Here is an 11,435-nt window from a genome sequence, read left to right as displayed (position 1 = left end):
GTTAAAAAACCAGCGTTCCCTCCTTTACTATCTTGCTAGTATCTTTCAATATCAGAAAACCTTCTTATTGAGCATGATATCTAAAATAATCTTGTCTGCTGCCAGCGATCCCTGATTACCTAGACGGCAAAGATTATCGATCGTATATTCAACATCCTGTTCAATAATACCGTCTGTCTCTTTAATACAACGGCCTTCCAGCGCCATAATGGCTGATTGTACCGCTGCGTTAATACAAGTAGATACCTTCATCGCACAGCCGGCTTTGGCACCGTCACACAGCATACCAGTTACATTACCTAACATATTTTGAATCGCATACTTGATTTGCTCTAAATTTCCGCCTAATAAATAAGTAATACCGCTGCTAGCACCGGTTCCAGCAATGGCTGCGCCGCAAAGGGCTGACAAGCGTCCAAATTTGGACTTAATATAAATGGTAATCAAATGGCTCAATGTTAGCGCCCGGATCATTTTTTCCTCATCAACAGCTAATTTCTCGCCTACAGCTACTACTGGCAAGGTTGCACACAACCCCTGGTTACCGCTGCCGGAGTTACTCATCACTGGCATTAATACCCCAGCCATTCTGGCATCTGAACCAGCGGCTGTCAGCGACATTGCATAAGTAGCAAAATCATTATTAAAATAGCCCTTCTTAATACCATCACGCAAAGTTTTGCCAACCTGCAACCCGTAAGAGCCATCTAACCCTTCCTGGGCTACCTTTTTATTAAGTTCAATACTTTGCTTGATTAGTCCCAATTTCCCAATATCAACCTGCATGACAAACTGCCAAAGTTTATCAAGATTGAGCACCGTACCTTTGTCTTCATCTGCTGCAGCCAATTCCTCTACAGTAGAGTCCTTATAGACAATCTGTCCATCTACCTCGATCAATACCACCCTAGTATGTTCGTCGGATAGAATGACTTTGGCATATTGTTCACCAGCATGAACTACGATTTCTACATAAAGCTTTTTGTCCGTATCGGCTACCGAAACTGATATAATACCTAATGCCAACAACGTTTTGACTTTTTCTATATCTTCCTGATTTACCCCCGAGAGCACTTCAAGTTTTTTCGTCGAATCGCCGGCAATAAGCCCCATAGCTATAGCAAAATCAACGCCGCAATCCGTTGTACCTGGAATGGTAACCGCCATAGCGTTCTTGATCATGTTACCGCTAAGAGCTGCCTCTACAGAAGTAATCTCTTTGCCCTTAAGCTGTTCTTTGGCTAAAGCAGCCACATACGCAATTGCTACTGGTTCGGTACAACCAAGAGCGATCACCAATTCTTTTTTCAAAAGACCCAAAAATATATTTTCACTTTCCATTAAGTTGTTCATACAACCCCTCCTTCAGATAATCGCTAGCAATCCATCACGGTAATTGCAAAACAGTAAACCAAATACATATAAAAGCAATTTCGAACATACTACCAAAATGAACATTTGTTACTGAAACAATTATACTGCAAATTTTATGCCAACAATGACATGCCGTCAAACCTAAAAATTATGCTGTAATTACTAAGTAAAATTCAGGTTTTAAGATATTTTTCGTAAAATTCATGGTAAGTAAGACTCTGCAGTTTCTCAAAATGAAAACAAAGTTCTCTTTTTGAGAAATTATATACTTCTGTTTTTATGAGATGAAAGGAACTCCAAGTGTGGAGGAAAAACGGGGCATTCAGCCTTTTGTTAGGCAATTTTCGACTTATCTTGCTTAGGACTATGCGCAAGGCCAATTCCCAGACATTTAATTTTAAAGCAGTTTAACCCTAGGCTACGCAGCACTTCTCATTTTGACACTTGCATTCCTGCGCTTGGAGACCATATTAAATCTGCTCCTTTAATGCTTTTGCTAATTGGTCCGTGCAGGATGTATTATTTCTGCATACATTGCCTGAAAACTTAGCGATTACTTCATCAGCAGGCATCCCTTCTACCAAAGTACTAATTGCATTTAAATTGCCAGGACATCCACCGACAAATTTAACATTGTACACCTTACCCTCGATAAGATCAAAATAGATTTCTTTGGTGCATACCCCTTGAGTAACATATTTCATATCCTCATTCCCCCTATAACGGATCTCTAGCAAAACATTGTACAAATAAATTTCTGCTAGATATAAGACTTTATGTTTGCAATAATCATGCCAAGATAGGTAATTTGCTTATCTACAGTAAAAAACTGACCTTTCATTAATGAAAAGTCAGTTTTCTTCATACGTCCTTTTGTCCAATTCTTTTAACTTACGGTATAATGTCGCTTTACTAATGCCTAAGGCTTCGGCCGCTTTTTTCTTGCCTTCCAACGTCGTACCGAATTTTCCTAATGCCGCTACTATCATTTGCGTTTCAACTTCGGCAATCGGTATAATGTCTAAAGCAGCCTTTTTCTTGCACTGTAATCTTTGCATGACACTCAATCTTGAAATCGTTGTCCCTGACTCTATACCAATAAGATACTCCATGACATTTTCCAATTCGCGCACATTGCCCGGCCAGTCATAGTTCATGAGCAAGGCATAGGCGTCCTTATCAATACCGATTATTTCTTTTTCATAAATAATTTTATACCTAGCCAAAATATGATCAATTAATTCTGAAAGGTCTTCCTTACGCTCCCTAAGCGGCGGTATTATTACCGGGAACACATTTATACGATAGTAAAGATCTTCTCTGAAGCTCCCCTTTTCTACCATATCCTCGATATTTTTATGGGTTGCAGAAATAATACGCACGTCAATTGCTTGGGGCTTAGTGGCTCCTACTCTCTCCACCTGTTTTTCTTGCAATATCCGTAAAATTTTCGCCTGTAACGCGAGGGGCATGTCACCTATCTCATCTAAAAATAATGTACCGCCATCCGCCAATTCAAACTTTCCAAGCTTGCCCCCGCGACGTGCGCCAGTAAATGCCCCGTCTTCATATCCAAATAATTCCGATTCTAGTAAATTATCAGGGATTGCAGCGCAGTTTATCGCAATAAACGGTTGTTTATTCCGCTCACTGCTGCAATGCAGCAGTCTAGCAAATAACTCCTTCCCTGTTCCGCTCTCACCACGAATAAATACGGGTACGTTCGTCTTCGATGCCATATGTATAGCATTCTTTACTAGTTTAATTCCCGGACTGCTCCCTAAAATCTGACTACTGCTGCAATCAATATCCAAACCATAACGGGAGACTATTTTTTTCACTTTCGCCATTTCCTGCAATGTGGCAACGATCCCCTTAATGCCATCTGCGTCAAACCAAACGTTCACCGTCATGATACAGTGAAGCCGACGCCCTGAAAGCCAGCAGGAAATCTCACGATTGGCATTTTCCTTGGCATGCCTTACTAAGTCTTCTACGGAAAGGTCCGTAAACAGGTTGCATATACTCATACCAATGGCTTTGTCTGCTTTTAGCCCAATCATTTTTTGTGCCGCTGTATTAAGTTGAACGACTAACCCCTTGCAATCAATTGCGATAATTCCTTCGTGCACCGTATTGATAACTGTCTCCAATTGTTTTTTCATATCCCCTAATTCTAACAACCGTTCCTGTTCGGATATTTTACTAGCCAAAAGATCAGCCATTCTATCTAAAAATGCAAATAAACTTTTTTGCCTTCCAAGTAAAGTCTGCTTTTGTTCCTCGGTAAAAGCAACTAAGGCAATGACACCAACAGTTTCTTCATCACTTTTTATCGGGCAGCAGACTTGTGCCAATTCATCGCAATGCTCCCGCGTTTCACATTCCAGACATACACTATGTTTGCCCGGATTATCAATAATCGCGCCCTTACCTGACTGTAACACATAATCAAATAGCGTATCTTTTGCTATCGTACCGTCGACTGCAGCACAACGTCCTGTACCAGCAACGCGAAGTAGCTTATCATCGGCGATTGTCACCTCTACCCCTAGAACGCTGGCAATGGCTTCTGCAACATATTGTACACTATCCTTGATTCTATACAATTTGGACATAAGTTCCCCCTGTTACTCTCCCAAGAATACTTGCTTATTACTGTATTTATACAAAAAAATTCCTTTCCCTTTAATTTCGCCATTAGATTCTTTAAACCATCTACCAAATATAACAATCTTTAGAGACTACCCTTATATGAAACAAAACCGTCCCTACCCTCTAGCATTTTGAGAATAGGGGACAGTTATCATTTTTTATACTCTCTGTTACTGACTTCGTTAACCAATTTTTGCTTCCGTTGTAGTCTTATGGACGTGTATATTATAAAGAAATAAAGGGGTATTAAAGAAAATGATGCTAACTATTCCCCTTATTTATTACTATCACGTCCTATTTTTATTTTTTCTTTTGTTGAAACTTAGCTTTTCCTGTTGCTGTTAAATAGATAGCATATATTATAAAAACTAGACATAACCCAACTGATCCGTATTTTATTAATTCATACATATATTATTCCGCCTTTCGAAACTAAAAATTAAAGTGAATTTAATATAAAGTACTAAATTCGCAATCCATATATAATATAATAAATTAAAATATTTTTCAACGTTACTATTCCTTTTTATGGGTAATCACCCATTTATATTCAATATAGGCAAAATAACCATAATCATTATATTGAATAGCGAAGGATACTCTTACGTCAGATTAAAACTCCAAAATAGAAAGGAAGAAAAAAAGATGTTCTTTGAGTATATGAAGCCTGGAGAGGAAAGGAAAGTAGCAAATCTTGTTTGGAATGTTTTTGAGGAATTTGAAGCTCCTAGTTACAAACAAGAAGGAATTGATGAATTTAAAAGTTTTATATTGCCAGAGAATATAGCTGCCCGCTGTGATACAGGGCAATCCTTTGTTATTTGTTGCAAAAATAGTGATGATATCATTGGTGTTATTGCTGTGAGAGATAATAGCCATATTTCGTTGCTATTTGTAAAAAAGGAATACCACAGAAAGGGAATTGCACGTAAACTTTTTAATATTATACTTGAAAAGTGTTACAATACAGACCAAAATCTGCAAGCCATAACGGTAAATTCTTCGCCCTACGCTGTTGCAATTTATGAAAAAATGGGCTTTGAGAAAATCGATTTTGTACAGGAAAAAAACGGAATACTATTTATTCCGATGAAATATACCATGAATTTATAACAAAGGTCTCATTATCCAACTATGAGGTAATACTAATAAGTCTATCTAAATAGCCCAAAGGGTCAATGTTATTATAAGCGATGGTTAATTACCAGGTTGCAGCTTATAATAACATTGCCCCTTCCCCTACAAACAGTGAAAAATATTCTTCCTAAAAGAATCCAAGCTCTCGCTACCAAAGATAAAATCCTCCATCTTACAACAAAATCACCCCTACCCTCAACATTTAAGGATAGGGGCGGTATTATCAAGGTCACAACCACGAGTTACAGTAGTATAATTGTATTTTTTAAAGCAATTTCGTATAGTTTCGCTTGCTGGAAACTATGCGCCTGATTTCTACAATGGTACCAACTACAACATAAAACACCAGGTAGTCATTAACAACAAGCATTTTATAGCCTTTATTGGATAATCTCCGGTTTTTAAGGTTGACTCCCATCTCAGGAAAGTCTTCTAAATGAAGGATAGCTACATCAATCTCAATCAAGAGAGCTGCCGCAGCTTCGGGATTATCTGCGACGATATAAGTAAAAATATCTTCTAAATCATCATAAGCCAATGGCAAATATTCTACGCTATACTTAGCCATTAAGCCGTGCCCTTAGCCTTGCCATAACTTCACGATGAGGTATTCGCTTGGCTCCTGCCGCACTTTGGACTTCGGCTTCATCCAGTTTGTCATATAACTCCATAAGTGCTTGCTGTTCCTCATATAGTCTTTGACTCATTACTACCAAGTGACCATTTCCGTTCTTGGTGATGAAAACTGGCTTTTGTTCTTTGATACAGATTTCCTCAATTTCGGGGGTCTTATTTCGCAAATCAGAAACCGGACGTATAACAGGCATTATACTCACCTCATGTTTTTATTATGATATTATTATATCATAATTATGATAAAACAATTCATTTTTTTCTATGCCAATAGAGCTATTCTAACGAGCTTATCTAAATACCTAACACAAAACCGCTCCTATCCTCAAACATTTTGAGGATAGGAGCGGTTATCATTTACCTATTCTACTGTTACTGACTTCGCCAAGTTTCTTGGTTTATCTACGTCACAACCACGAGTGATGGCAGCGTAGTACGCCAATAATTGAAGTGGAATAACTGCAAGTATTGGAGCCAAGAATTTGTCGGCTTGAGGGATGAAGATCGCATGATCTACGTATTTTTTAATTTGGTCATCACCTTGCTGAGCGATACCGATAACAACAGCATCACGGGCTTTGACTTCCTTAATGTTACTTAGGGTTTTATCATATACATCATGCTGCGTAGCTAATGCGATAACAGGTACGCCTTCAATAATCAGAGCCAAGGTACCATGTTTCAATTCACCAGCAGCATAAGCTTCTGCATGGATATAGGAAATTTCTTTTAGTTTGAGAGCGCCTTCTAATGCTACCGCGTAATCCAATGAACGTCCAATGAAGAATACATCTTCATTAAAACCGTATTGTTGAGCAAAAGTTTTAATGGATTCTACATCTTCAAGGATCTCATGCAATTGAGCTGGTAGGTTACGCAAGCCGGAAATAAGTTCGCGACTGCGTTCGGCTGAAATGTTCTCGCGTAGTCCGGCAATATAAATTGCCAGCATTGCCATACTCACAAGCTGAGTAGTATATGCTTTTGTAGATGCTACTGCGATTTCTGGACCTGCCCAAGTATATATTACTTGATCCGCTTCACGAGAAATGGAAGAACCTACTACATTGGTAATTGCCAACGTTTTGGCACCAAGACGTTTGGCCTCTTTCAAAGCAGCTAAGGTATCAAGAGTTTCACCTGATTGGCTGACTACGATAGCTAGCGTATTTTCATCCACTAACGGCGAACGGTAGCGGAATTCAGATGCAACATCTACTTCGACTGGTATGCGCGCCAAGGATTCAATATAATATTTTCCTACGATACCAGCATGATACGCTGTACCGCAAGCTACGATTACAACTTTCTTAATAGCTGCTACTTCGTGTTTCGTCCATTTTAATTCGTCTAGTATGATATGGCTATCATCTTTTGCTAAACGGCTAGACATGGTTTCGCGAATTGCTTTTGGTTGTTCGTAGATTTCTTTGATCATGAAATGCTCATAGCCGCCTTTTTCAGCTGCTTCTGCATCCCAATTTACTTCAAATACTTTTTTAGTGATGGGTACACCTTGACGATTCATAACCCATACAGAGTCCCTCGTGACAACAGCCAATTCACCGTCACTTAATATATAGGTTTTACGAGTACGATTAATGATAGCAGGAATGTCGGAAGCAATAAAGTTCTCCCCTTCACCCAAGCCAATAACCAAAGGATTATCTTGTTTCGTACAAATAATTTTATCTGGTTCATGTTTGGTCATAAACACCAAAGCATAAGAGCCTTCAATTTCAGACAATACTTTTTTGACTGCCGCTTCAAAATCACCTTTGTAATGCTCTTCTACTAAATGAGCTACTACTTCTGTATCTGTTTCAGAAGTAAATACATGACCTTTGGCAATGAGTTTTTCTTTGAGGTGCATATAGTTTTCGATGATACCGTTATGCACGACTACGAAATCTCCAGTACAATCTGTATGAGGATGAGAATTTACATCAGAAGGACGACCATGAGTTGCCCAACGAGTATGACCAATTCCTAAATTACCGATTAATTGTTCATTATCTAATTTTTTTTCTAAGTTAGCCAAGCGGCCAACACTTTTTTCCACATGAACCTGAGTTCCATCATATACAGCAATACCGGCAGAGTCATAACCCCGATACTCTAATTTACTTAAACCTTCAATCAAAAATGTTGAGGCCTGCTTAGGGCCGATATAACCAACAATACCACACATATGGTAATTCCTCCTAAATTTCAATACAAAAATCAAATCATTCTGTTAAATCTGCCTCAGACGTTTTGTCCTGTAAGTTGCCCTACAGTTTTGTCGCTGTTTGGCGGCTGCAGAGTAGCCGAGAGGTATCCGCTGAATTTTCGATAAACCTCTTCCTCGTCTGCTTGCTTGAATATCCCCTAAAGAGATACTACAAAAATGTGAATGATGATAAGCAAGCTCCAGCGCTATTAGATCATAACTGTTCATAGTCTAGTAAAGAATAGTTTCTACTAAAATTTCGTTGTTTATCCATTTCTCACCTCCATTTATATTATACATATGCAAAGGAGCACTAGTGTGCTCCTTTGCATATCTCATTGTAATATAAAGAGTGACTTTGGTCAACTCATCCTTGTTCTTTTTTTACAACTGCAGCAATTTCATTTACAATACGATCTAACTCTTCCATACTTGGTCCTTCTGCCATTACACGAATCAATTGCTCCGTGCCAGAGGGACGAACTAAAATACGTCCATTATCACCTAAATCTAAATTCCCTTTATCAATGGCAGCTTTAATCGCTTGATTTTCTTCCCAGCCATTTTTACTTGCTACGCGAACGTTCACAAGCAATTGAGGATACCTGGTCATAACAGAAGCTAATTCCGACATACTCTTGCCACTTTTTTTCAAAGCAGCAATTAATTGCAATGCGGTTAATACACCATCACCTGTTGTGCTATACTCAGCAAAAATAACGTGTCCTGACTGCTCGCCGCCTAACATCAATGACTTTTCTAGCATGGCTTCTAGTACATAACGATCACCAACAGCCGTTACTTCGACTTTTCCCCCTGCCTTTTTTATCGCTTGGTACAAGCCGATATTACTCATAACCGTTGCAACAAGAGTATTGTCTTTTAGTTTGTTTTCTTTTAAGCGGTCTAATGTACAGATAACCATCATTTGATCGCCATCGATGATTTCGCCCTTTTCGTCTACTGCAAGGCAACGGTCCGCATCCCCATCATGGGCAATGCCAAAATGCGCTTGATGATCTACAACTGCTTTCTGTAGTTCCTCCATATGGGTAGAGCCACATTTATCATTAATATTTATACCTGTCGGTTTGTCATTTATAGTAATAACCTCAGCACCCAAACGTTGGTATACAATAGGTCCTACTTCATAAGCCGCTCCATTAGCACAATCGACTACCATTTTTAAGCCTTTAAAGTCAACATCTACAGTACTTACTAAGTAATCAATGTAAACTTTAAGCAAATCATGTCGATGAACAATGGTGCCAATACCATCGGCAACAGGACGATCCATGTCTTCTTTGTAGCTGCTTACCAATTCTTCCAATTCATCTTCTACCGCATCAGGTAATTTATAGCCTGTACCAGCAAAAAATTTGATCCCATTATCTGGATATGGATTATGAGAAGCAGAAATTACTACACCTGCTTGCGCATTCATTTTACCAGCTAAATACGCTACTGCCGGAGTTGGTACAACGCCTAATAATACAGCATGTCCTCCTGCAGAACAAATCCCCGCTGCCAAAGCTGCTTCTAGCATGTGTCCTGAAATCCGTGTATCCCGCCCGATTAGCATAGTTGGACTTGTGTGATGTTCTCTGCCAAAATGTGTCGTTGCTGCCCAACCTAATTTAAAAGCCAATTCCGGTGTTAATTGAGTATTGGCTACCCCACGTACTCCGTCTGTTCCAAAAAGTCTACCCATATCTATCTACTTACTCCCTTCTCTAGGCAACAATCTGTTACCCTACACCTTATATTGTTTAATAATAGCAATTGCAGAGTTAAGGCCATCAAGAGCTGCACTCATGATACCACCTGCATAACCAGCACCTTCCCCAATCGGATATAATCCTTCTGTATTGATAGAAATAAAATCACTTTTTCTTACAATACGCACAGGTGCAGAGGTTCTGGTCTCCACCCCTGTCATGATAGCCTCAGGATGAGCAAAACCTTTAATCTTTCGCTCAAATTCGGGCAATGCTTTCGCAAGAGTATCGGTAACGAACTGTGGTAAGCATTGCCGCAGATCCGTGGCAAGCGTTCCCGGCCGATAACTTGGTTTTGTAATAAAAGTAGTATTACCTGTTGTCCCTGCCAAAAAATCTCCCACCGTCTGTAACGGTGCATGGTAATTACTGCCACCAACGGAGAATGCTAATTGTTCATATTTGCGCTGGAATGCAATACCACCCAATATTTCATTGCCAAAATCCTCTGGAGTAACATTAACTACCAAAGCACTATTGGCTACTCCTGATGCTCTATTATACAGGCTCATCCCGTTGGTGACTACCCCTCCTGTTTCAGAGGAGGCAGCTACTACTAGGCCACCTGGGCACATGCAAAAAGAGTAGGCAGTACGTCCTGCGTCTTTATCATGATATACAAGAGCATAATCCGCAGCAGGCAGCTGGGAATGCCCTGCGGAAATACCATACTGGGATACATCAATTACATCCTGAGGATGTTCAATACGGACACCAATGGCAAAGGCCTTTGCCTCCATAGCAACACCTTGTTTGTGAAGCATCTCATAGGTGTCTCGAGCACTGTGACCGATTCCAAATAAGGCTACAGAACAGGGGATGTACCTATTTTCATTGACAACTAGTCCTTTTAGCTGTCCATCCTTTATATCAACCTCTGTTACCTTGGCTTCGAACTCCACTTGGCCGCCTAATGCAATGATTTTTTGCCGTATATTCTTTACAACATCCCTCAGTTTATCAGTGCCAATATGTGGTTTATGAAGATAGGTGATCTCTTGGGGTGCTCCCGCCTCAACGAAAAGCTCCAGCACCTGGCGCATTAACGGATCATTTACACGTGTAGTCAGTTTTCCATCGGAAAAAGTTCCTGCGCCCCCTTCTCCAAACTGCACGTTGGAAATGGGATCAAAGTTCCCTGTCTGCCAAAACTTATTGACATCTTTTGTACGATCTTCGATTTTTCGTCCCCTTTCTAAAACCAAAGGCCGATAACCATGTTTCGCTAAGGTCAGGGCTGCCAGCATGCCTGCCGGTCCTAAGCCAATGACTACAGGAGGATGCTCTATTTTTTTTAGTCCCTTTATAATGGGTTCAGTTACAAATTCAGGCACCTGGGATACATCCTTATCCCCCTTTAAGCGGGATAATACTTGCCCCTCTGGAACCGCCGTCTTTACATCAAGAGTGTATACAAAACTTATATTATTTTTTCGACGGGCATCAAGAGCCCTACGTACAATGACCACCTCAAGCACAGCTTGGGGTGGTAATTTCAGCCTTTTTGCTGCTAACTTATTGATTGTTGTATTGGTATCCAGCAGCACCCGCATATTTATTATCCGTAACAACTAGCTTTTCGCTCCTTTATAATCGGAAAGTAAGGTAGTATCCATCCATACCTATACTTTTTCTTTTCTGTATTT

Annotated in this window: 9 protein-coding genes; 1 reads left to right on the top strand and 8 read right to left on the bottom strand. The window is 39.8% G+C overall.

The genetic code is table 11. The features are described 5' to 3' along the window. Window positions 1-51: 51 nt before the first annotated feature. From QSJ81_RS23825 to QSJ81_RS23815, 3 genes are all read right to left on the bottom strand, one after another. Window positions 52-1,353: an L-cysteine desulfidase family protein gene (locus tag QSJ81_RS23825; protein ID WP_285719818.1), complete on the bottom strand. Its 1,302-nt coding sequence runs from the start codon at window positions 1,351-1,353 to the stop codon at window positions 52-54. A gap of 491 nt (window positions 1,354-1,844) precedes the next feature. After that, window positions 1,845-2,078 (bottom strand): TIGR03905 family TSCPD domain-containing protein, encoded by a 234-nt coding sequence (locus tag QSJ81_RS23820; protein ID WP_285719817.1) that lies wholly within the window; start codon window positions 2,076-2,078, stop codon window positions 1,845-1,847. Between the two features lie 147 nt (window positions 2,079-2,225). After that, window positions 2,226-3,992 (bottom strand): sigma-54 interaction domain-containing protein, encoded by a 1,767-nt coding sequence (locus tag QSJ81_RS23815; RefSeq protein ID WP_285719816.1) that lies wholly within the window; start codon window positions 3,990-3,992, stop codon window positions 2,226-2,228. Between the two features lie 682 nt (window positions 3,993-4,674). On the opposite strand from QSJ81_RS23815, the gene QSJ81_RS23810 reads away from it, so the two are divergent. Then, window positions 4,675-5,142 (top strand): GNAT family N-acetyltransferase, encoded by a 468-nt coding sequence (locus QSJ81_RS23810; protein WP_285719815.1) that lies wholly within the window; start codon window positions 4,675-4,677, stop codon window positions 5,140-5,142. Window positions 5,143-5,431: 289 nt separating this feature from the next. Here the strand turns inward: QSJ81_RS23810 and QSJ81_RS23805 are convergent, their stop codons facing one another. From QSJ81_RS23805 to QSJ81_RS23785, 5 genes are all read right to left on the bottom strand, one after another. Beyond that, entirely contained in the window at window positions 5,432-5,734 is a 303-nt protein-coding gene (locus tag QSJ81_RS23805) for a type II toxin-antitoxin system RelE/ParE family toxin (protein WP_285719814.1), read from the bottom strand. Then, complete coding sequence (locus QSJ81_RS23800; RefSeq protein WP_285719813.1) at window positions 5,727-5,993, bottom strand: type II toxin-antitoxin system prevent-host-death family antitoxin; 267 nt, start codon at window positions 5,991-5,993, stop codon at window positions 5,727-5,729. Before QSJ81_RS23800 ends, QSJ81_RS23805 begins: the two co-directional genes overlap by 8 nt. A gap of 167 nt (window positions 5,994-6,160) precedes the next feature. Further along, complete coding sequence (glmS, locus tag QSJ81_RS23795; protein ID WP_285719812.1) at window positions 6,161-7,990, bottom strand: glutamine--fructose-6-phosphate transaminase (isomerizing); 1,830 nt, start codon at window positions 7,988-7,990, stop codon at window positions 6,161-6,163. Between the two features lie 388 nt (window positions 7,991-8,378). Next, a complete protein-coding gene (gene glmM / locus QSJ81_RS23790) occupies window positions 8,379-9,722 on the bottom strand; it encodes a phosphoglucosamine mutase (RefSeq protein WP_285719811.1) in 1,344 nt (447 codons plus the stop codon). Between the two features lie 42 nt (window positions 9,723-9,764). Next, the gene (locus tag QSJ81_RS23785; RefSeq protein ID WP_285719810.1) at window positions 9,765-11,360 is read right to left on the bottom strand and encodes an NAD(P)/FAD-dependent oxidoreductase; all 1,596 of its coding nucleotides are present in this window, start codon (window positions 11,358-11,360) and stop codon (window positions 9,765-9,767) included. Window positions 11,361-11,435 lie beyond the last annotated feature (75 nt).

The sequence above is a fragment of the Pelosinus sp. IPA-1 genome (assembly GCF_030269905.1).
Classification (GTDB): Bacteria; Bacillota; Negativicutes; order DSM-13327; family DSM-13327; genus Pelosinus.
The sequence above is the reverse complement of the archived record's forward strand: the minus strand, read 5'-3'. Positions and strand labels throughout refer to the sequence as shown.

Bases quoted from the DNA above. Each gene is read 5' to 3' on its own strand.
- glmM (WP_285719811.1), bottom strand. From the start codon at position 9,722: ATGGGTAGACTTTTTGGAACAGACGGAGTACGTGGGGTAGCCAATACT.
- QSJ81_RS23825 (WP_285719818.1), bottom strand. From the start codon at position 1,353: ATGAACAACTTAATGGAAAGTGAAAATATATTTTTGGGTCTTTTGAAA.
- QSJ81_RS23800 (WP_285719813.1), bottom strand. From the start codon at position 5,993: ATGCCTGTTATACGTCCGGTTTCTGATTTGCGAAATAAGACCCCCGAA.
- QSJ81_RS23820 (WP_285719817.1), bottom strand. From the start codon at position 2,078: ATGAAATATGTTACTCAAGGGGTATGCACCAAAGAAATCTATTTTGAT.
- QSJ81_RS23815 (WP_285719816.1), bottom strand. From the start codon at position 3,992: ATGTCCAAATTGTATAGAATCAAGGATAGTGTACAATATGTTGCAGAA.
- QSJ81_RS23810 (WP_285719815.1), top strand. From the start codon at position 4,675: ATGTTCTTTGAGTATATGAAGCCTGGAGAGGAAAGGAAAGTAGCAAAT.
- glmS (WP_285719812.1), bottom strand. From the start codon at position 7,990: ATGTGTGGTATTGTTGGTTATATCGGCCCTAAGCAGGCCTCAACATTT.
- QSJ81_RS23805 (WP_285719814.1), bottom strand. From the start codon at position 5,734: ATGGCTAAGTATAGCGTAGAATATTTGCCATTGGCTTATGATGATTTA.